Genomic DNA, 20,088 nt, shown 5'->3' on the forward strand with positions numbered 1-20,088 from the left:
AACTAGAATCCGCGGCCATGGAGTTCCCGATGCAAGAACATGCCGTGTTGCTGCGGGCCTATGCCCGCGTGCAGGAGCGCTGCTCGCAGCTGCTGGCAGAGCAGGCCGCGCTGGTGGAGCGGCTGGAGGCGCAGATCGTGCGCCTGCGTGGCGCGCTGGTGGCGCGCGATTCGGCGATGGCGATGGTGCGCGAGGAGCTGGCCGCGCGCGCGGCCGTCGGCGCGGCCCTGCCCAAGCGGCTGCATGCGCTGCTCGCGCCGGGCGCCGCGCGCCGCCTGGCCGTTCCGGTGCAGGCACCGGTGCCCGCCGACTTGCGCGAGAAGTCCGTGCTCTGCGTGGGCGGCGACGAGCGCACGCCCTCGCTCGCGCGCCAACTGGTCGAGATCGCGGGCGGCCGCTTCCTGCACCTCGAAGGCGCGGACGGCACCGACGATCCCGCGTTCGAGGCCAGCCTGCGCGCGGCCGACCTCGTCATCTGCCAGACCGGTTGCCTGAGCCACGATGCCTGCTGGCGCGTGCAGGACCATTGCCGCCGCACCGGCAAGCCCTGCGTGATGGTGGGCGAGCCGCAGCCCATCCATTTCGTGCGCCGCGAGACGGCCGAGGAGGCCGCGGCCGAACGGGCCTTGCCCGCGGGCTAAGCCTTCGTCGCCGCGATCGCCACCGGCGCCAGCCACTTCGAGACCCGGCCCGTGTCCTGCGCGAGCAGGCGCCAGGTCGTGACACCCGTGGGCAGCACCAGCGGCAGCTTCACCAGCTTGCGGTCGCGCGCGACCAGCGCGGTGCAGCGCTTGCCCGCGCCGAGGTAGAGCGCGAGATCGTCGAGCCGGCCGATGCGCCAGCCCTGCGCGCTCTTGCGTCCCGCGGCCGGCAGCTCGATGCCGATCCATTCGTCGCCGGCCGCGAAGCCGGCCTTCTCGGCCGCGCCGCCGCGCAGCACCACCTTGACCTGCACGCTGCCGCCGCTTTCCGCCACGCGCAGGCCCAGCGTCTGCGCGGGCTGCGAGGGATCGTCGAGCGTGGCCACGCCGTGCAGGCGCAGCAGCTCGGACAGCGGCAGCTCGGCGGTCGAATGCACCCAGGCCGCGAGCTCGGCCGCATACGAGCGGCCGCCGGCGGCCTCGAGCGCGGCCGCGATATCGGCTTCGCTCACCGGCCCGCCGCCGCTCGCACTCCACAGGTGGCGCATCGCGTCGTCGAGCGAGCCGCGGCCCTCGGCGCGCAGCTTGAGGTCGAGGCACAGCGCGACCAGCGCGCCCTTGGTGTAGTAGCTGACGGTGCCGTTGGGCGTCTGCTCGTCCTGGCGGTAGTACTTGACCCAGGCGTCGAAGCTCGCGTCGGCCACCGACTGCACCTGGCGCCCCGGCGTCTGCTGCACCTGGTTGATGGTCTTGTTGACCAGCCGCAGGTAGGCCGCGTCGTCGATCAGTCCGGCGCGGCGCAGCAGCAGGTCGTCGTAGTAGCTGGTGAAGCCCTCGAAGAACCACAGCAGCTTCGTGTAGTTCTCGCGGCCGTAGTCGTAGCGCGCGAACTCGGCGGGCCGCAGCCGCTTCACGTTCCAGGTGTGGAAGTACTCGTGGCTGATCAGGCCCAGCAGCGTGACGTAGCCGTCTGCGGCCTTCTTCATGCCGAGCTGCGGCAGGTCGCGGCGGTTGCAGATCAGCGCCGTCGAATGGCGGTGCTCGAGGCCGCCGTAGCCGTCGTCGACCGCGTTGAGCATGAACACATAGCGGTCGATCGGCGGCTTCGCTCCGCCGCGCTTGCCGACCTTGTCGCCGTGCCAGAAGCGCATCTCGGCTTCGCAGATGGCCTTCGTGTCGGCCAGCAGCCGCTCGCCGTCGAACGAGGCCGCGGCGCCCGCGACCACGAAGCGGTGCGGCACGCCGCCGGCCTCGAACTCGCCGCTCCAGAAGGCGCCGAGCTCGACCGGGCTGTCGGCCAGCTCGTCGTAGTCGGCCGCGAGGTAGCGGCCGAAGCCGTGGCGGTCGGTCTTCAGCGGCGGCAGCGCGGTGGCGCAGGACCAGGGCGCGGCGCCCTCGGGCAGCGCCGAGGCGGCGGGTGCGACGATCTCGAGCGCATGCGGCGCATCGGTCTGGCCCTCGACCCGCAGGCACAGGCTGGTGCCGTTGAAGAAGCCGCGCTCGGCGTCGAGCCAGGCGGTGCGCACCGAGTTGTCGTAGGCGCAGACCTTGTAGCGCAGCACCAGCGGCTGGCCGGCCGCGCATTCGACGCGCCAGCTGCACTTGTCGAGCTGCGTCAGCACCGGCGCCTTGCGCCGGCCCTGCGAGGCCTGCAGGCCCTGCAGGTTCTTGGCGAACTCGCGCACGAGGTAGCTGCCCGGGATCCACACCGGCAAGGTCAGCTGCTGCTCGGCCGCGGGGCGATCGATGGTGAGCGTGACCTCGAACAGGCGCGCATGCAGGTCGGCGCATTCCACGCGGTAGTGCACGCCGGGCGCGGCCACGGCCGCGGGCGCCGCGGCCGCGCGCCGCGAGGGGGACTTCGTCGCCATCAGCTGGCGGAGGCGGCGAGTTGCTTCTCGACCTGCTCGGCGGGCACGGCGCCCGGGGTGCGGGTGCCGTTGCTGTAGATCAGGGTTGGCGTGCCGGTGATGTTGTAGCGGCGGCCGAATTCGACGTTGCGCTGCAGCGCGGTCACGTCGCAGCTGCCGGGGGCGGTGGCCGGCCGGGTGCCCGATTCCATCCAGTCGCTCCAGGCCTTGCCCTTGTCCTTGCTGCACCAGATGTCGCGCGACTTGACGGTCGAATCGGGACCCAGCACCGGATAGAGGAACAGATAGACGGTGACGTTGTCGACCGACTTCATGTCCTTCTCGAAGCGCTTGCAGTAGCCGCAGTTCGGGTCCTCGAAGACCGCGAGCTTGCGCTTGCCGTTGCCGCGCACGATCTTGATCGCGTCCTTCACGGGCAGCTTGTCGAAGGCCACCTCCGACAGCTTCGCCACGCGTTCCTCGGTGAGGTTGCGGCGCGCGTTCACGTCGATCATGTTGCCCTCGAGCAGGTAGTTGCCCTGCTCGTCGGTGTAGTAGATCTGCGCGCCGTTGACGCGCACTTCGTAGAGGCCGGGCATCGGCGTCTTGGTGATTTCCTCGATGGCCGGGAACTGCGGGATGCGTTCCTTGAGGTTCTTGCGGATCTCGGCTTCGCCGGCATGGGCGCCGAAGGCCGCGAGGATCGCGAGCGACGCGAAGGCGGCGGGAAGCAGGTGGCGTGCGAGTGTCTTCATGGGTTCGAGGGAGTCGTTGTTCGGATCGTGCGGCGTCAGGCTTTCAGGCCCATGGCCTGCCGCGTGACCCAGTGCTTGACCAGGCGCGTGCGGTCGAAACCGCGCATGCCCCAGTTGCGCAGCGCGGGCAGCGGGCCCAGGCCGTGCGAGAAGAGTTGCTGCAGCCCGTCGGTGGCCAGGCTCATCTGCAGCACCTCGGTGCGGCGCGCGCGTTCGTAGCGGCGCAGCAGGCGCGGATCGCCCACGCTGCGCCAGTAGTCGCGTTCCTTGATGACGGCGGCCAGCGCGGCCGCGTCGGCCAGGCCGAGGTTCAGGCCCTGGCCCGCGAGCGGATGCACGGTGTGGGCCGCGTCGCCGGCCAATGCCCAGGTGCGTGGCGCCTGACCGCTGGTTTGCGCCGCAGTCTGTGCGGAGGCAGGCAGGGTGCCGGTCCAGCGGTCGGCGATGGCGCGAGCGAGCGGCCAGGCGCCGCGCTCGCTCGCCAGCCGCAGCGCGCCGAAGGCCTGGTGGCTGGCCTCGGTCACGGCGGCGTTGAATTCCTCGGCCGATTGCGCAAGCAGCGCCGGCGCGCGCAGCTGGTCGACCGACCACACCAGCGCCAGCCGGCGGCCGTGCACGCCGTCGAGCGGCAGCAGCGCGAACACCTCGCCCTTGTCGTTGAACCACTGGCGCGCCGTGCCCTCGTGCGACTGCTCGGCCTCGAGCCGTGCCGCGATCGCATGCTGCGGATAGCGCGTGACCGCGTAGCTCACGCCGAGCGCTTCGCGCGTGGCGCTGGCCTTGCCTTCGCAGACCACGGTGAGCGGCGCGGCGACCGGTTCGCTCACCACCTCGATCTGGGGCTGGAAGCGCACCGCGTCGGCCAGCTGCTTCTCGAGCGCCGGCACGTCGACGATCCATGCCAGCGCCTCGACCTTCTGGCGCGCGGCGCTGAACTGCACGCGGCCGCCCTCGTCGCCGTCGACCACCATCTCGCGCACCGGCGTGGCGCTGATGCCCTCGGGCCAGGCGCGCAGCGAGGCCAGCAGCTCGCGCGAGGCGGCGTTGAGCGCATAGGCGCGGACATCTTCCCGCTCGGCGGCGACGGGCGGCGCCACCAGCGCCACGCGCACGCGTTCGCGCGCGAGCAGCAGGGCCAGCGTGCGGCCGACGATGCCGGCGCCGCGGATACAGACTTCGGGGGGGAGGGCCATCGCGGCATTGTAGGAGGAGGCTCCCGCGGCCGACCCCGTGGGGAAACCGGCCATTGGGGGTATGCCCGGAGCGAGGACAATCGAGCCCCCATCCGAGGAGCCCCCGTGACAGATTTCGATCTCCAGGCCACCATCGCGCGCCTGTTCGTGTACCCCGTCAAGTCGTGCGCCGGCGTCGAGCTGCCCGAAGCGCTGCTGACCGAGACCGGCCTCGAGTTCGACCGGGCCTGGATGGTGGTCGACGAAGAGGGCGAGTTCGTCACGCAGCGGCAGCTGCCGCGCATGGCGTTGATCAAGCCGCAGATGAAGCACACCGAGGTGGTGCTGCGCGCGCCCGGCATGCTGGCGCTGCACCTGGCCTTCGACCGGGTCGAGCAGCCGATGCGGGTGCGGGTCTGGAAGGACGAGGTCGATGCCTACGACATGGGCGACATCGCGGCCCAGTGGTTCAGCGACTTCCTCTCCGAGCCCGGCAAGCCGCGGAAGCTGCGGCTGGTGCGCTTCGATCCCGAGGTGAAGCGGCTGTCGAGCCTCAAGTGGACCGGCGGCATCGAGGCCCAGACCCAGTTCGCCGATGGCTATGCGCTGCTGGTGGCCAGCGAGGGCTCGCTGGCCGAGCTCAACGAGCGGCTGGCGCGCGACGGCCATGGCCCGGTGGGCATCGAGCGCTTCCGGCCCAACATCGTGCTGGCCGGCATCGAGTCGCACGACGAGGACCGCGTCGAGATGCTGCACGTGGCCAGCGGCGCCGACGGTTCGGCGGACGGCGCGCAGCTGCAGCCGGTCAAGCCCTGCTCCCGCTGCCCCATTCCCGACATCGACCCGGCCACCGCGCTCAGCAGCCCCGAGGTCAACGACACGCTGCGCACCTACCGCGCCGACCCGCGCGTCGACGGCGCCATCACCTTCGGCATGAACTGCATCGTGATCCAGGGCGTGGAGCAGATGCTCAAGGTCGGGCAGCCGGTGGGGGCGAACTACAAGTTCGAATGAACGGCTAGAAGGTCACGCCCGCGCACAGGATGATGTTCGCGTAGGGCGTGCATTCGCCCGTGCGCACCACGGCCCTGGCGCGCGCGCTCAGGCGTTTCAGTTCCTCGTGCGACACCGTCTCGGGCACGACCGCGAGCTGTCCCGCGCACCATTCGGGCAGTTCGCCCGTGGCGCGGCCCTCGACCGCCTCGCGCGCGAGCAGCGCGCGCTCGACCTGCAGTTCGCTCAGCACCGCCTTCAGCACCTCGGCCACGCGCGGCACGCCGGGCGTGAGCGCGAGGTCGATGCGGCGCGGGCCGTCGGGAATGGGCAGGCCGGCATCGCCGATCACGAGCATGTCGCCATGGCCCATGGTGGCGATGACCTGGGACAGTTCGGAGTGCAGCAGGGCGGTACGTTTCACAGCGGAATCCAGTCGGGAGGCAGGGGGCTGCGCAGCACGGCCTCGCGCTGCGGGATGGAAGGCTGGGCGCCGGGCTGCTGGATGCACAGCGCGGCGGCGCGGATGCCCAGGCGCACGGCCTCGTCGAAGGACTGGCCCTCGCCGAGCGCGGTGGCGAGCGCGCCGAGGAAGGTGTCGCCGGCGGCCGTGGTGTCGACCGCCTGCACCACCAGCGCCGGATGGTGGCGCGCGCCGTCGGCATCGACCGCCACCGCGCCGCGCGCGCCGAGCGTGACCACCACGCGCGCGATGCCGCGCGCGCGCATCGCCTGCCCGGCGGCCGCGGCCTCCTGCGGGCTGTCGGCGCCCAGGCCGCTGAGCGTGCGCGCCTCGATCTCGTTGACCACCAGCGTGTCGATCTTCGGCCACAGGGGCTCGGCGATGGCCTGCACCGGCGAGGGATTGAGCAGCACCTTGCAGCCGGCCTCGTGCGCCACCGCGATCGCGCGCTCGACCTGCGCCATCGGGGTCTCGAACTGGGTCACGAGGAAGGCCGCGCCCGCGAGCCGGGTGCGCAGGTCCGCCGCGTCGAGGTCGACGCCGGCATTCGCGCCCGCGATCATCACGATGCGGTTCTGGCCGCTGTCCTCGACCATGATCAGCGCGGTGCCCGTGGGTTCGGCGGCATCGGTGCGCAGGGCCTCGGTGTCGATGCCGTCGCGTTCAAGCGCCTGGCGCAGCGCGCGGCCGTGGTCGTCGTCGCCCACGCAGCCGATCATGCGCACCTGCGCGCCCTCGCGCGCGCAGCTCACGGCCTGGTTGGCGCCCTTGCCGCCGGGGATGGTGGCGAAGGAGCGGCCCAGCAGGGTCTCGCCCGCGGCGGGCGCATGCGGCACGCGCAGCACCAGGTCCATGTTGAGGCTGCCGAGCACCACGATGCGCGGTGCCGCGGGGCGGGAGGAAGACGTCGGGCTCACGGGGTGCGGGACTTTCGGGTGTCGGCGGAAGAGGGGACGGATACCGGTACAGCCGCGGGCGCTCCGGAATAGCGCGCGGTCGAGGCGCGCACGTGCAGCTCGGGCTGCAGCACCACCTTGCGCGCATCGCGGCGGCGGCCGCCCACGCGCTCGAGCAGCATGTCGACCGCCAGCGCGCCGATGCGCTCCTTGGGCTGGGCCACGGTGGTGAGCGGCGGGCTGGTGTAGGCCGAGAGTTCGATGTCGTCGAAGCCGACGATCGAGAGCTCGTCGGGCACCCGCACGCCGCTCTCGTGCGCAGCGCGCAGCGCGCCGATCGCCATCAGGTCGTTGCAGACGAAGACCGCCGAGGGAATGTCGTTGGTGCCGGCGCGCAGGATGGCGTGCATCGCCTCGTAGCCGCCCTGGCTGGTGAAGCCGCCGCGCCACAGCAGCGCGTCGGCGTCGCCGGTGCCGTGGCCGCTCTCGGCCAGCGCCATGCGCCAGCCCGCGATGCGCTGTTCGCTCGGCGACACGCCCTGCGGCCCGCCGATGCAGGCGATGCGGCGGTGGCCCAGCGACAGCAGGTGGCGCACCGCGAGCAGGCCGCCCTGCATGTGGGCGGTCTCGACCAGGTCGCAGTGCGGGTCGGCGATCTCGCGGTCGAGCAGCACGGTCGGCACCTTGAGGCCGTTGAGCTGCCGGGCCAGCGTGTCGTCGTCGCCGGTCGACACCACGATCAGCCCGTCGATGCGGCGCTCGGCCAGCACCTGCAGGTACACGCTCTGGCGGTGCGGCTCGTCGTCGGTGTTGCACAGCACCAGCGTGTAGCCGGCGCCGAAGCAGCGGTCCTCGATGATGCGCACGATCTCGGCGAAGTAGGGGTTCGAGCTGTTCGGGATCAGCATCCCGAGCGTCGAGGTGGTGTTGCTCTTGAGGCTGCGCGCCATCGCGTTGGGCACGTAGCCGAGTTCGCGGATCGCGAGCTCGACGCGCTCGCGGCCCTTGGCGCTGACGTGGCGCGTGTCGTTGACCACGTGCGAGACGGTGGTGACCGACACGCCCGCGCGCAGTGCGACGTCCTTGATGGTGGCCATGGCCTGGGTGTTCCTGTTGCGGGTGCTGCTTCGTGGGGAGGGGAGCGTCAGGCCAGCCGGCGGTCGGCGCGACGCTGGCGCAGGGTGTCGATGATCACCGCAACCACGATCACCGCGCCGGTGATGATGCGCTTGCTCGGCTCGCTGGCGCCGACCTGCGCCAGGCCGGCCTCGAGCACCGCGATGATCAGCACGCCGAAGAAGGTGTTGACCACCGAGCCGCGCCCGCCCATCAGGCTGGTGCCGCCGATCACCACCGCGGCGATCACCTGCAGCTCGATGCCCACGCCCGAGTTCGGATCGGCCGCCTCGAGGCGCGCCGACTGCATCAGCCCCGCCAGGCCGGCCAAGAGGCCGGTGACCGCGAACACCACGATGCGGATCGGCCGCGGGTCGATGCCCGCGAGGCGCATCGCCTCCTCGTTGGTGCCGATGCCCACCACGTAGCGGCCGAACACGGTGCGCGACAGCACCAGCTGGCCCACGATCACCAGCACCACCGCGAGCACGAAGGCCGCCGAGATGCCGCCGATCCACGGCGCCGCCAGGCCCGAGATGGCATCGCCCACGTACTGGGTGCGCGAGTCGGTCACGAGGTAGGCGCCGCCGCGCACGGCCTCGAGCATGCCGAGCGAGACGATGAAGCTCGGCAGCCGCCAGGCCACCGACACGGCGCCGGTGATCGCGCCGCAGATCAGGCCCGTGGCCAGGCCCAGCAGCGCGGCCAGCGGCACCGGCAGGTGCCATTGCAGGATGGCGGCGGCGGCCACCGCCGCGCTGAGCGCCAGCACCGAGCCCACCGAGAGGTCGATGCCCGCGATGATCAGCACGAAGGTCATGCCCACGGCCATCACGGCCAGCGCGGGGATCTCGTTGGCGATGGTGACGAAGGTCTCCACCGTGAGGAAGTATTCGCTGAGGCTGCCGAACAGCCCGATCATGCCGAGCAGCACCACGGCCAGGCCGATGTAGGTGCCGAGCTGGCCCTTGAGGGAGCCGGCGCCGGCGGCGGGGGGAGCGGAAGCGGTGGTGGTCGTCATGGGGCGAAGGAGGATGAGGCTCAGGCGGCGGCCGCGAGAGCGTGGGCGGTGGGGGCTGCGGAGGTGGCGCGGCCGGTGTCGCCGAAGGCCGCGGCCAGGATCGACTGCTGGTCCCAGGCACCGCGCTCGAACACCGCCACCAGGCGGCCGGCGTGCATCACGCCGATGCGGTCGCACATGGCCATGAGTTCGCGCAGGTCGCTCGACACCATCAGCAGCGCCTTGCCGGCCTCGGCCATGCGGTCGAGCTCGGCATAGAGGTCGGCGCGCGCGCCCACGTCGACGCCGCGCGTCGGCTCGTCGAGCAGCAGCACCTTGCATTCGCGGTGCAGCCAGCGCGCGAACACCACCTTCTGCTGGTTGCCGCCGCTGAGCGTGGCCACGCTCTGCTCCTCGCTGCGCGAGCGGATGCGCAGCGTCTGCACCAGCCGGCGCGCGATGCCGCGCTCGGCGGCCGCGCGCAGCCAGCCCAGGCGCGAGACCGCGCCGAGGTCGCTGAGCGTGGCGTTGACGCGGATCGATTGCGTCATCAGCAGGCCCTGCGACTTGCGGTCCTCGGTGACCAGGCCGATGCCGGCACGGATCGCCTGCATCGGCGAGCGCCAGCGGCCCGCGGCCGGTTGTTGCGCGCCGGGCCAGTGGAGTTCGATCGTGCCGCGCTCGGCCTTGTCGGCGCCGAACAGCAGTCGCACGAGCTCGGTGCGGCCCGAGCCCACGAGCCCGGCGATGCCCATCACCTCGCCCGCGCGCAGTTGCAGGTCGACATCGCGCACCGCGCTGCCGCGGCCGATGCCGTGCGCGCTCAGCATCGGCGCGCCGGCCACGCGGCGCGGGCGGCCATCGTGCTCGTGCACCGCGCGGCCGACCATGCGCTCGACCAGTTCGGATTCGCGCACGCCGGCCATCGGCCGCACGTCGACCAGACGGCCGTCGCGCAGCACCGCCACGCGGTCGGCGATGCGCTGCAGCTCCTCGAGCCGATGCGAGACGTAGACGATGCCCACGCCGCGTGCCTTCAGCAGCGCGATCTGCTCGAACAGGTGCTCGGTCTCGCGCGGCGTCAGCATCGCGGTCGGCTCGTCGAGGATCAGCACGCGGGTGTCGTCGAGCAGGTTGCGCGCGATCTCCACCATCTGCTGCTGGCCGATGCCCAGGCGCGAGACCGGCACGGCCGGATCGATGTGCGAGAGGCCGATCTTGGCCAGTTGCAGCCGCGCGGCCGCGTGCAGCTCGGCGCGCTGCAGCCAGCCCATGCGCTGCGGCAGCCGGTCGAGCAGCAGGTTCTCGGCCACCGTGAGCGTGGGCACCAGCCCGAGTTCCTGCATCACCATGCGCACGCCGTGCGCCTCGGCGTCGCGGCGCGAGCCCGGCTGGAACGGCGCGCCGCCCAGCAGCATCGTGCCGCGCGTCGGCGTGACGAGGCCGCAGACGATCTTGGAGAGGGTGCTCTTGCCGGCACCGTTCTCTCCGGTCAGCGCGAGCACCTCGCCGGCCTCCAGCGTGAGGGTCACGCCGTCGAGCACCGGCGCGGCGTAGTCCTTGCCGATGTCGTGGAGCGCGAAGAGCGGCGTGGCGGGGGTTGCGGACATGGGCGCCGGCAAGGGTGGTTTCTTGAGGTGTGTGACAGCGGTGAAAGAGGCGCGGTGCTTACTTCTTCGAGTCCTTGGTCACCAGCACCACGTCGGTCTTGATCTCGGCCGGCATGTCGGCCTGGCTCTTCTTGTCGGCGATCGCCTTCAGCGCGGTCTCGATGCCGAACACGGCCTGCTTGTCGGCGAACTGGTCGGCCGTGGCGAGCACGCGGCCGTCGGCCAGCATCGGCTTGATGGCGCCGATGTTGTCGTAGCCCACCACCTGCACCTTGCCGGTCTTGCCCGCGGCCTTCACCGCCGCCACCGCGCCCAGCGCCATGCTGTCGTTGCCGGCCAGCAGGGCCTTGAGGTCGGGGTTCTCGCGCATCATGCCGGCGGCCACCGTGTTGCCCTTGTCGATTTCCCACTGGCCCGACTGCACGCCGGTCACGGTCATGCCGGCGGCCTTCATCGCGTCCTGGTAGCCGAGCGTGCGTTGCTGCGCATTGAAGGTGGTCGACACGCCTTCGATGATCCCGACCTTGTCGCCCGACTTCAGGCTCTTGGCCAGGTAGTCACCCACCAGCTTGGCACCGGCGCGGTTGTCGGGGCCGACGAAGGGCACCTGGATGTTCTTCTCCTTCAGCGCGGCCGCGTCGAGGCGGTTGTCGATGTTGACCACCAGGATGCCCTTGTCGATGGCGGCCTTGACCACCGGCACCAGCGCCTTCGAATCGGCCGGCGCGATCACCAGCGCATTGACCTTCTGCGCCACCATCTGCTCGACCATCTTGATCTGCGCGGCGGTGTCGGTCTCGTCCTTGATGCCGTTGGTCACCAGCGTGTACTTGCCCGAATTCGCCTTCTGGTGCGCCTTGGCCCCGTCTTCCATGGTGCGGAAGAACTCGTTGGCCAGCGACTTCATCACCAGCGCGACCTTGGGCTTGTCCTGCGCGAGCGCCGGCGAGGCGGCGAAGGTGCCCAGCAGGGCGAGGGCGGCGGCGGTCTGCACGGTGCGGCGGGTGAACTTCATGGTGCGTGTCTCCTGAGGTGTGTTGGAACGAACGATGACCGATCTGGCGGCCCGGCGCCGATGGTACTGGACGAAAACGTTTGCGCAAACGTTTGCTTATGGGGTTTTCATCGGGTTTTACCCTGACCCGCCGGCCCTGTTTAGCCGCCTGCCCGAACCGCCGGGCGGGGCGCCTCGCCTAAAATCGCCGGTTCACCTGAGGACCCCCCATGAGCTTGAAGTGCGGCATCGTCGGCCTGCCCAACGTCGGTAAATCCACCCTTTTCAATGCGCTGACCAAGGCCGGCATCGCAGCGGAAAACTATCCCTTCTGCACCATCGAGCCCAACGTGGGCATCGTCGAGGTGCCCGATCCGCGGCTCGCCCAGCTCGCCGACATCGTCAAGCCCGAGCGCGTGGTGCCCGCCATCGTCGAGTTCGTGGACATCGCGGGCCTCGTGGCCGGCGCCAGCACCGGCGAAGGCCTGGGCAACAAGTTCCTGGCCCACATCCGCGAGACCGACGCCACGGTGAACGTGGTGCGCTGCTTCGACGACGACAACGTGGTGCACGTGGCCGGCAAGGTCGACCCGATCTCCGACATCGAGGTGATCCAGACCGAGCTGTGCCTGGCCGACCTGTCGACGGTCGAGAAGGCGCTGCAGCGCCACACCAAGGTGGCCCGCTCGGGCGACAAGGACGCGCAGAAGCTGGTCGGCCTGCTCGAGCGCTGCCAGGCCGCGCTCAACGAGAACAAGCCCGTGCGCGCGCTCGAGTTCACCAAGGAAGAGCTGCCGCTGGTCAAGAGCTTCACGCTGATCACCGCCAAGCCCGCGATGTTCGTGGGCAACGTGGCGGAGGACGGCTTCGAGAACAACCCCTACCTCGACCGCCTGCGCGAGTACGCCGCCAGGCAGAACGCGCCCGTGGTGGCGATCTGCGCCAAGATCGAGGCCGACCTGTCCGAGATGGACGACGAGGACAAGAAGATGTTCCTGGCCGAGATCGGCCAGGACGAGCCGGGCCTCAACCGCCTGATCCGCGCCGCCTTCAAGCTGCTGGGCCTGCAGACCTACTTCACCGCCGGCGTGAAGGAAGTGCGCGCCTGGACCATCCACGTCGGCGACACCGGCCCGCAGGCGGCCGGCGTGATCCACACCGATTTCGAGAAGGGCTACATCCGCGCCCAGACCATCGGCTTCGACGACTACATCGCCTTCAAGGGCGAGCAGGGCGCGAAGGACGCGGGCAAGATGCGCTCGGAAGGCAAGGAATACGTCGTCAAGGATGGCGACGTGATGAACTTCCTCTTCAGTTCCTGAGAAGAAGCCGCAGCAGCGGCAGCTTCGGCATCGGGGCCGGCCGGCCCCGGTGCCCGCGGGCCGGGATGCCGGGCCGCCGCGTCGCGGGTCCGACCCCGTCGACGCCTCCCCCGCTTCGCGCCTGCCAGCGCATCGGGCCGATTCCCTTCTCGCTGCAAAACCGGTTCGACCGGCGAGCGTGATTTGTTTCTCGGAAATTTGGATGTCTCCGAATTGATCGGGAAATCATGAAATTCCGCTTGTGTATTATTCCGGGCGCTTTTTCGTCTTGCCGGATGGATTTCCTTTGAAATCCGTCGATTTCTGATTGAAATCGAAATCAAATTATCCAATTGTTTTTAAATTGGATTGATTTGAAATTCGCGTGGCTCCAGCCAGCGTGGCTGCGAGATTTCCCGCCAGGCAAGCCGGTCGAACAAGCATCCGGGAATAAAAAAGGAGGAATTCAATGAATCGAATCGCCGTGCGGTGGCTGGCCGCATGTCTCATGGCCGCGGGTTTTCAAATGGCCGCCGCGGCGCCGGCGGCGTCGGATGCGGTGTCCGACGAATTGCTCGGCGTCGCGGCCGAAGTGCTTCGGAAAACCGACACCGACCGGGTGAGCGAACTCTGGGATTCGGGCTCCAACGTGCTGAAGGCCCGCATGAACAAGACCGCCTTCATGCAGGCCACGAGAAAGGCGCGGCAGTCGATGGGACCGGTGGCCAGCCGCGACTGGTCGAGCGTGACGCGTCTCAAGTACCGCAAGGACAACGAGGACGGCTTTCCCGCGGGTCTCTATGCCAATGTCGTGTTCTCCACCGAGCTGGACAGCGGCAGGAAGGCCTCCGAAAGAATCAGCTTCGCGATGGAGAACAACCACTGGATCTTCACCGGGTATGCGATCGCGCGCGAGGCGCCGGACATGTACACGATGCCGGCCAAGCCCGCGATCCGGCCATCGCAGCCACCAGTGCCCTCCGTGCCTTCGGCGCCTTCCATGCCTTCGGCGCCAAGTGCCGCCGTTGCCGAGGTCGAAGCCGCCGTGCGCGGCTGGGCCTCGGCCTGGTCGGCCCAGGACATGGATCGCTACCTGGCGGCCTATGCGCCGGAGTTCACGCCGGCCCGCGGCCAGAGCCGCGGCAAATGGGAAGAAGAGCGCCGTGTCCGCATCACCGGCAAGTCGAGCATCGGCGTCACCCTCGAAGACCTGGTGATCAGCATCAACGACCGGACCGCGACGGCCCGGTTCCGGCAGAACTACCGCGCGGACAAGCTCAAGGAAGTGAGCCGCAAGGTGCTGGAGCTGCAACGCTCGGGCAACCAGTGGCTGATCCGCAAGGAAAGCACCGGCGGCTGACATCGGCGCGCACGGCCATGGCCTCGAACTTCAACGACGAGCTCTTCGCCCGGGTCGTGCTTGCCTCGATCCAGGCGAGCGAACGGATCATGCGCAGGGACGGCGTGCTCCCGCCACTGGGCATCGCGTTCCTCGGCGAGGCCGTCGACGGCCAGGTGGTCAATCCGCTCGAAGAGGAGGGGGCGCAAGATCTCGATGGCGAGCGGCTGCGGGAGCGCGTGCATCGGCGTCTTTGCGCCATCGCCGGCCGGCGCGACGATGTCGTCGCCGTCTCGACCCTCCTGTACCGGCGGGACCGGGGACGGGTCCATGTCCAGGTCGAGTTTCCCGGCGCGATGCTGCAGCCGCTGGCCTTTCCCGTGGCGAGGGTGAATGGCGTGTGGACCGTCTCGGACAGCTGGGAGCCGTTCCCTCACCGCATCGCGGCGTCCGTCCTTGCGCGCTGATCTCAGCGCGCCGCCTGCTGCTTGCCCCACACCACCGTGTTGTCCACCGCGTAGGCCGCGCACACCACCTTGCGTTGCGTGCAGCCCTTGAGATGCTCGGTCAGCGCGGCCGAGCTGGTGGCGGTGCCGAAGCGGCTGTCGCTGGTGATCAGGAAGGCGCGCGGCCGCGCCTGCAGCAGGAACTGGCGGTAGGCGACGCGGATCTGCCGCGGATCGGCGCCGACCACCGGCAGCGCGGCTTCGTCGGCGATGTCGGCATGGCCAGAGGGCACGGGCTCGCCGTTCGACTGCAGCACCACGCCCACGGTCTTGAGCAGCTCGCGCCAGGTCTCGCGCTCGGCCATCACGCGCTGCGGCAGTTCCATCACCCATTGCGCCGGATAGGCGAAGCCCAGGTTCGAGCCGCCGGGCGAGACGCGGTCGGTGACGCCGATCAGCCGGCCGTCGGTGTCGAAGAGGCCGCCGCCGCTCGAGCCCGAGGACACGGGCGCCGAGGTCTGGACGATCGGCAACTGCCCCGGCGCGCGCGGCCGCAGCGCCGAGATCAGGCCCTCGCTGAGCGTGCGCTCGAGGCCGTGCGGGCTGCCGATGGCGAACACGCGCTGGCCCACGCGCAGGCTGTCGGCCGGCGCGATCTCGACGGCATGCAATTGCAACGGTGTCTCGGTCATCAGCACGCAGAGGTCGCGCGTCGCATCGGGGTCGCGCAGGATGCTGCCGATCTTGATCGTGGTCTGTCCCTGCATCACGGTCACGGCCGCGGCACCGTCGATCACGTGGCAGGCGGTGGCCAGCGCGGTGGGCGTGACCGCCACGGCGCTGCCCACGGTCACCTGGTTGTCGCCGCGGTCGCCCTTGACGGTCCAGACCGCGGGCGAGGCATGCTGGTAGAGCGCCTCGGGATCGAGCGCGGCCTGCGCCGGGCGGTGGGCAACGGCGGCCGCCGCGAAGAACAGCGCGAACATCGCGCCGCGCCAGCCCCCGTGCATGCGGCGCGGCGGGGTCGGCGTGGTGGTCGGTGTCATGCGGCCAGTGTAGGACGCGGCTTCGAGCGCGCCTGTAGGCGACCGCGCTGACAGGGCTGCGCTTTGCCGCGCGTCACGCTAGACTGCCGCGCCCCGTCGCCCTCGCTTCATTCCAACCCTCGCCATGCTCACCGTCCACCACCTCAACAACTCGCGTTCGCAGCGCGTGCTCTGGCTGCTCGAAGAACTGGGCCTGCCCTACGAGATCGTCCACTACCAGCGCGATCCGAACACCATGTTGGCGCCCGCTTCGCTGCGCGCGGTGCATCCGCTGGGCAAGTCGCCGGTGGTGACGACCGAGGACGGGCTCGTGCTCGCGGAGTCGGGCGCGATCATCGAGACCGTGATCGAGCGCTACGGCCAGGGTCGCCTCGCGCCCGCGCCGCTCACGCCCGAGGCGCTGCGCTACCGCTACTGGCTGCACTTCGCCGAGGGCACGGCGATGTCGCCGCTCTTGCTCAAGCTGGTGTTCGACCGCATCGAGAGCAGCAAGATGCCCTTCTTCGCCAAGCCGGTGGCCAAGGCCATCGCCGCCAAGGCCAAGTCGGCGTTCATCCTGCCGAACATCGCGAGCCACCTCAACTACATGGAGGCCGAACTCGGCAAGAGCGAATGGTTCGCGGGCGATGCCTTCAGCGGCGCCGACATCCAGATGAGCTTCGTGGTCGAGGCCGCGCATGCGCGCGGCGGGCTCGATGCGAAACGGTCGAAGCTCATGGCCTGGCTCGCACGCATCCATGCACGCCCCGCCTACCGGCAGGCGCTCGAGCGCGGCGGCCCGTACGAACTGCTGAACTGAGTCCCTCGCTCAGGACGGGAAGATGTAGAGCAGCGCCACCGTCATGCAGACGTAGCGCAGGAACTTGCCGATCGCCATGTAGGCCAGGCAGGGCCAGAACGGCAGCCGCAGCCAGCCCGCGACCGCGCACAGCGGATCGCCGACCAGCGGCAGCCAGCTCAGCAGGCAGGCCTTCGGGCCGAGCCGCTCGAGCCAGCCGAGCACGCGCACGTGGTGCTTCGAGTGCGAGTACTTGTCGGCCACCTTGTGCGCGCCGTAGCCCATCCACCAGTCGACCGCGCCGCCGAGCGTGTTGCCCACGGTCGCGACCGCGATCGCGGGCCAGAACAGCTCGGGGTTGAGCTTGAGCAGGCCGAACAGCACGGGTTCCGAGCCCACGGGCAGCAGCGTCGCCGAGATGAAGGCGGCGATGAACAGCGTGGAGAGGCCGTATTGCGGCAGCGCGAGAAGCGCGAGGAGTGCGTCGAGCCAGGCTTGCATAAGGTCGGCGCAGTATAGGCAGCGCGTTCGCGAGGCCGGGTCGGAAAAGGCGCCGCCGCGCATGGGATTTCCACCCGTGTTTACACCCGTACCAGCGGCGCGAATCGGCGCAAATCGTTTCAGTCACTGAAATGGCAGGTGGCTACAATCGTGCCTCATTTTTCAGCAGCCGACGCGCACAGCCTTCCTCCGTCATGACCTTGCAGATCGGCAACCACACGCTGGAGAACCGCCTGTTCGTCGCGCCCATGGCCGGCGTGACGGACCGGCCCTTCCGCATGCTGTGCCGCGCGCTCGGCGCGGGCTACGCGGTCAGCGAGATGGTGACCTCGCGCAAGGACCTCTGGAATTCGCTCAAGACCTCGCGCCGCGCCAACCACGACGGCGAGCCGGGCCCCATCGCGGTGCAGATCGCGGGCACCGACGCGGCCATGATGGCCGAGGCCGCGGTCTACAACATCGAGCGCGGCGCGCAGATCATCGACATCAACATGGGTTGCCCGGCCAAGAAGGTCTGCAACAAGTGGGCCGGTTCGGCGCTGATGCGCGACGAGCCGCTGGCGCTCGAGATCGTGAGCGCGGTGGTCGATGCCGCGCAGCCGCACGGCGTGCCGGTCACGCTCAAGATGCGCACCGGCTGGAGCATGGAGCACCGCAACGCGGTCAAGCTCGCGCGCGATTTCGAATCGGCCGGCGTGCAGATGCTCACGGTGCACGGGCGCACGCGCGAGCAGGGTTACAAGGGCCAGGCCGAGTACGACACCATCGCCGCCGTGAAGGCCGCGGTGCGCGTGCCGGTGGTGGCCAACGGCGACGTGCGTTCGCCCGAGAAGGCGCGCGAGGTGCTCGCGGCCACCGGCGCCGATGCGGTGATGATCGGCCGCGCGGCCCAGGGCCGGCCGTGGATCTTCCGCGAGATCGCGCACTTCCTCGACACCGGCACGCACCGCGCGCCGCCGCTGGTGGCCGAGGTGCGCCGGCTGCTGCTCGACCACCTGGTGGAGCACTACGCGCTGTACGGCGACTACAGCGGCGTGCGCACCGCGCGCAAGCACATCGGCTGGTACGTGCGCGCGCTGCCCGGCGGCGAGGAATTCCGTTCGCGCATGAACGCCATCGAGGACTGCGAGGCGCAGCTGCGCGCGGTCGGCGAGTATTTCGATGGGCTCGCGGACCAGATGGACCGCATCCCGCAGTACCAGGCGGCCGAAGAGCTGTCCGGCGAAGAGGAGGCGGCCTGCGCCGCCGATTGAGAGAAGAGAAGAAAAGCATGAGCAAGAAACACATCGAGGACTGCGTGCGCACCAGTCTGGAGAGCTACTTCCGCGACCTGCGCGGCACCGAACCCGACGGCATGTACGAGATGCTCGTGCGCGTGGTCGAGAAACCCCTGCTCGATGTCGTGATGACGCGCGCCGAGGGCAACCAGTCGAAGGCCGCCCAATGGCTGGGCCTGAACCGCAACACGCTGCGCAAGAAGCTGGTCGAACACAAACTTTTGAAATGAACGAGAACGCACGGCGTAACGACACCATGGCCAAGACCGCACTGATTTCCGTCTCCGACAAGACCGGCATCCTCGAATTCGCGCAGGCGCTGCATGCGCTGGGCATCAAGCTGCTGTCCACCGGCGGCACCGCCAAGCTGCTGGCCGATGCCGGCCTGCCGGTGACCGAGGTGGCCGACCACACCGGCTTTCCCGAGATGCTCGACGGCCGCGTGAAGACGCTGCATCCGAAGATCCACGGCGGCCTGCTCGCGCGGCGCGACCTGCCGGCGCACGTGGCGGCCATCGAGCAGCACGGCATCGACACCATCGACCTGCTGATCGTCAACCTCTATCCGTTCGAGGCCACCGTGGCCAAGCCCGGCTGCTCGCTCGAAGACGCGATCGAGAACATCGACATCGGCGGCCCGGCCATGGTGCGCAGCGCCGCCAAGAACTGGAAGGACGTGGGCGTGCTGACCGACGCCTCGCAGTACGCCGTGGCACTGGCCGAGCTCAAGGCCGACGGCAAGCTCAGCGACAAGACCAAGTTCGCGTTCTCGGTGGCCGCCTTCAACCGCATCGCCGACTACGACGGCGCGATCAGCGACTACCTCTCGGCGATCGACTTCGAGACCAGCCAGGGCCAATCGACGCCCACGCGCTCGCTGTTCCCGGCGCAGAGCAACGGCCGCTTCGTGAAGGTGCAGGACCTGCGCTACGGCGAGAACCCGCACCAGCAGGCCGCGTTCTACCGCGACCTGCATCCGGCGCCCGGTTCGCTGGTGTCGGCCAGGCAGCTGCAGGGCAAGGAGCTCAGCTACAACAACATCGCCGACGCCGATGCGGCATGGGAATGCGTGAAGAGCTTCGACGTGCCTGCCTGCGTGATCGTCAAGCACGCCAACCCCTGCGGCGTGGCGGTCGGCAAGGACGCGGCCGAGGCCTATGCCAAGGCCTTCAAGACCGACCCGACCTCGGCCTTCGGCGGCATCATCGCCTTCAACCGCACCGTCGACGCCGCCACCGCGCAGGCCGTGGCCAAGCAGTTCGTCGAGGTGCTGATGGCCCCGGGCTACACGCACGAGGCGCTCGAGGTGTTCCAGGCCAGCAAGGCCAAGCTCAACGTGCGCGTGCTCGAGATCGCGCTGCCGCCGGGCGGCGCCACCGACTGGGACAACGGCCGCAACGCGATGGACGTGAAGCGCGTCGGCTCGGGCCTGCTGATCCAGACCGCCGACAACCACGAGCTCGCGCTGTCCGACCTCAAGGTCGTGAGCAGGAAGCAGCCCACGCCGCAGCAGCTGCAGGACCTGCTGTTCGCCTGGAAGGTCGCCAAGTACGTGAAGAGCAACGCGATCGTGTTCTGCGCCGACGGCATGACCATGGGCGTGGGCGCGGGCCAGATGAGCCGCCTCGATTCGGCGCGCATCGCGAGCATCAAGGCCGAGCATGCGGGCCTGTCGCTGCAGGGCACGGCCGTGGCCAGCGATGCCTTCTTCCCGTTCCGCGACGGCCTCGACGTGGTGGTCGACGCGGGCGCGGGCTGCGTGATCCAGCCGGGCGGCTCGATGCGCGACCAGGAAGTGATCGACGCGGCCGACGAGCGCGGCGTGGTGATGGTGCTGTCGGGCGTGCGCCACTTCCGGCACTGAGCCGGGCGCGGTTCCAAAAAACAAAGGCGGCCGATGGCCGCCTCAG

General features: G+C 69.8%; 20 protein-coding genes. 9 read left to right on the forward strand and 11 right to left on the reverse strand.

Annotated features, from left to right (window positions below; genetic code table 11):
• Positions 1–29 precede the first annotated feature (29 nt).
• Positions 30–641, forward strand: coding sequence for a DUF2325 domain-containing protein (locus tag ACEN9J_RS24465; RefSeq protein WP_057590885.1), 612 nt, complete (start codon positions 30–32; stop codon positions 639–641).
• On the opposite strand, the gene ACEN9J_RS24470 is transcribed toward ACEN9J_RS24465, so the two are convergent.
• The 3 genes from ACEN9J_RS24470 to ACEN9J_RS24480 are packed head-to-tail and all read right to left on the reverse strand — an operon-like array spanning position 638 to position 4,439.
• Positions 638–2,512 (reverse strand): M61 family metallopeptidase, encoded by a 1,875-nt coding sequence (locus ACEN9J_RS24470; RefSeq protein WP_413762292.1) that lies wholly within the window; start codon positions 2,510–2,512, stop codon positions 638–640. The genes ACEN9J_RS24465 and ACEN9J_RS24470 overlap by 4 nt on opposite strands.
• Positions 2,512–3,246, reverse strand: coding sequence for a DsbC family protein (locus ACEN9J_RS24475; RefSeq protein ID WP_261211534.1), 735 nt, complete (start codon positions 3,244–3,246; stop codon positions 2,512–2,514). The genes ACEN9J_RS24470 and ACEN9J_RS24475 overlap by 1 nt, the downstream gene beginning before the upstream one ends.
• A gap of 35 nt (positions 3,247–3,281) precedes the next feature.
• Positions 3,282–4,439, reverse strand: a complete 1,158-nt coding sequence (locus ACEN9J_RS24480; RefSeq protein ID WP_413762293.1) for an FAD-dependent monooxygenase — start codon at positions 4,437–4,439, stop codon at positions 3,282–3,284.
• A 105-nt stretch (positions 4,440–4,544) separates the two neighbouring features.
• Here ACEN9J_RS24480 and ACEN9J_RS24485 point away from each other — a divergent pair, with 105 nt between their 5' ends.
• Positions 4,545–5,432, forward strand: coding sequence for an MOSC domain-containing protein (locus tag ACEN9J_RS24485; protein ID WP_057590800.1), 888 nt, complete (start codon positions 4,545–4,547; stop codon positions 5,430–5,432).
• 4 nt (positions 5,433–5,436) lie between these two features.
• Here the strand turns inward: ACEN9J_RS24485 and rbsD are convergent, their stop codons facing one another.
• Genes rbsD through ACEN9J_RS24515 form a run of 6 tightly spaced genes read right to left on the reverse strand, consistent with a single transcriptional unit; the run spans position 5,437 to position 11,511 of the window.
• Complete coding sequence (gene rbsD, locus ACEN9J_RS24490; RefSeq protein ID WP_093347953.1) at positions 5,437–5,835, reverse strand: D-ribose pyranase; 399 nt, start codon at positions 5,833–5,835, stop codon at positions 5,437–5,439.
• A complete protein-coding gene (gene rbsK, locus ACEN9J_RS24495; protein WP_261211528.1) occupies positions 5,832–6,791 on the reverse strand; it encodes a ribokinase in 960 nt (319 codons plus the stop codon). Before rbsK ends, rbsD begins: the two co-directional genes overlap by 4 nt.
• On the reverse strand, positions 6,788–7,867 hold the full coding sequence (locus ACEN9J_RS24500) for a LacI family DNA-binding transcriptional regulator (protein WP_413762294.1): 1,080 nt from the start codon (positions 7,865–7,867) through the stop codon (positions 6,788–6,790). Before ACEN9J_RS24500 ends, rbsK begins: the two co-directional genes overlap by 4 nt.
• 47 nt (positions 7,868–7,914) lie before the next feature.
• Entirely contained in the window at positions 7,915–8,907 is a 993-nt protein-coding gene (locus ACEN9J_RS24505) for an ABC transporter permease (RefSeq protein ID WP_057590803.1), read from the reverse strand.
• Positions 8,908–8,927: 20 nt separating this feature from the next.
• The gene (locus tag ACEN9J_RS24510; protein ID WP_413762295.1) at positions 8,928–10,496 is read right to left on the reverse strand and encodes a sugar ABC transporter ATP-binding protein; all 1,569 of its coding nucleotides are present in this window, start codon (positions 10,494–10,496) and stop codon (positions 8,928–8,930) included.
• A gap of 58 nt (positions 10,497–10,554) precedes the next feature.
• Positions 10,555–11,511, reverse strand: a complete 957-nt coding sequence (locus ACEN9J_RS24515) for a sugar ABC transporter substrate-binding protein (protein ID WP_057590804.1) — start codon at positions 11,509–11,511, stop codon at positions 10,555–10,557.
• Positions 11,512–11,720: 209 nt separating this feature from the next.
• Here ACEN9J_RS24515 and ychF point away from each other — a divergent pair, with 209 nt between their 5' ends.
• The 3 genes from ychF to ACEN9J_RS24530 all read left to right on the forward strand — a co-directional run bounded on the left by ychF (position 11,721) and on the right by ACEN9J_RS24530 (position 14,597).
• On the forward strand, positions 11,721–12,812 hold the full coding sequence (ychF, locus tag ACEN9J_RS24520) for a redox-regulated ATPase YchF (protein WP_057590805.1): 1,092 nt from the start codon (positions 11,721–11,723) through the stop codon (positions 12,810–12,812).
• A 448-nt stretch (positions 12,813–13,260) separates the two neighbouring features.
• Positions 13,261–14,151: a DUF4019 domain-containing protein gene (locus ACEN9J_RS24525; RefSeq protein ID WP_413762296.1), complete on the forward strand. Its 891-nt coding sequence runs from the start codon at positions 13,261–13,263 to the stop codon at positions 14,149–14,151.
• 17 nt (positions 14,152–14,168) lie between these two features.
• Entirely contained in the window at positions 14,169–14,597 is a 429-nt protein-coding gene (locus ACEN9J_RS24530) for a hypothetical protein (protein WP_413762297.1), read from the forward strand.
• Between the two features lie 2 nt (positions 14,598–14,599).
• Here the strand turns inward: ACEN9J_RS24530 and ACEN9J_RS24535 are convergent, their stop codons facing one another.
• Complete coding sequence (locus ACEN9J_RS24535; RefSeq protein ID WP_413762298.1) at positions 14,600–15,622, reverse strand: trypsin-like peptidase domain-containing protein; 1,023 nt, start codon at positions 15,620–15,622, stop codon at positions 14,600–14,602.
• Positions 15,623–15,746: 124 nt separating this feature from the next.
• Between ACEN9J_RS24535 and ACEN9J_RS24540 the strand changes: the two genes are divergently transcribed.
• On the forward strand, positions 15,747–16,421 hold the full coding sequence (locus tag ACEN9J_RS24540; RefSeq protein ID WP_413762299.1) for a glutathione S-transferase family protein: 675 nt from the start codon (positions 15,747–15,749) through the stop codon (positions 16,419–16,421).
• Positions 16,422–16,430: 9 nt separating this feature from the next.
• Here ACEN9J_RS24540 and ACEN9J_RS24545 read toward each other — a convergent pair whose 3' ends face one another.
• Entirely contained in the window at positions 16,431–16,901 is a 471-nt protein-coding gene (locus tag ACEN9J_RS24545) for a YqaA family protein (protein ID WP_057590809.1), read from the reverse strand.
• Positions 16,902–17,095: 194 nt separating this feature from the next.
• Here ACEN9J_RS24545 and dusB point away from each other — a divergent pair, with 194 nt between their 5' ends.
• From dusB to purH, 3 genes are read left to right on the forward strand one after another with little or no spacing between them, the layout of a single operon-like run.
• On the forward strand, positions 17,096–18,154 hold the full coding sequence (gene dusB, locus ACEN9J_RS24550) for a tRNA dihydrouridine synthase DusB (protein WP_057590810.1): 1,059 nt from the start codon (positions 17,096–17,098) through the stop codon (positions 18,152–18,154).
• Positions 18,155–18,171: 17 nt separating this feature from the next.
• Complete coding sequence (locus tag ACEN9J_RS24555; protein WP_057590811.1) at positions 18,172–18,408, forward strand: Fis family transcriptional regulator; 237 nt, start codon at positions 18,172–18,174, stop codon at positions 18,406–18,408.
• A 26-nt stretch (positions 18,409–18,434) separates the two neighbouring features.
• The gene (gene purH, locus ACEN9J_RS24560; protein WP_057590890.1) at positions 18,435–20,042 is read left to right on the forward strand and encodes a bifunctional phosphoribosylaminoimidazolecarboxamide formyltransferase/IMP cyclohydrolase; all 1,608 of its coding nucleotides are present in this window, start codon (positions 18,435–18,437) and stop codon (positions 20,040–20,042) included.
• Positions 20,043–20,088: the final 46 nt, after the last annotated feature.

Origin of the sequence: Variovorax sp. Varisp41 (assembly GCF_047325085.1) — a bacterium.
Lineage (GTDB): Bacteria > Pseudomonadota > Gammaproteobacteria > Burkholderiales > Burkholderiaceae_C > Variovorax.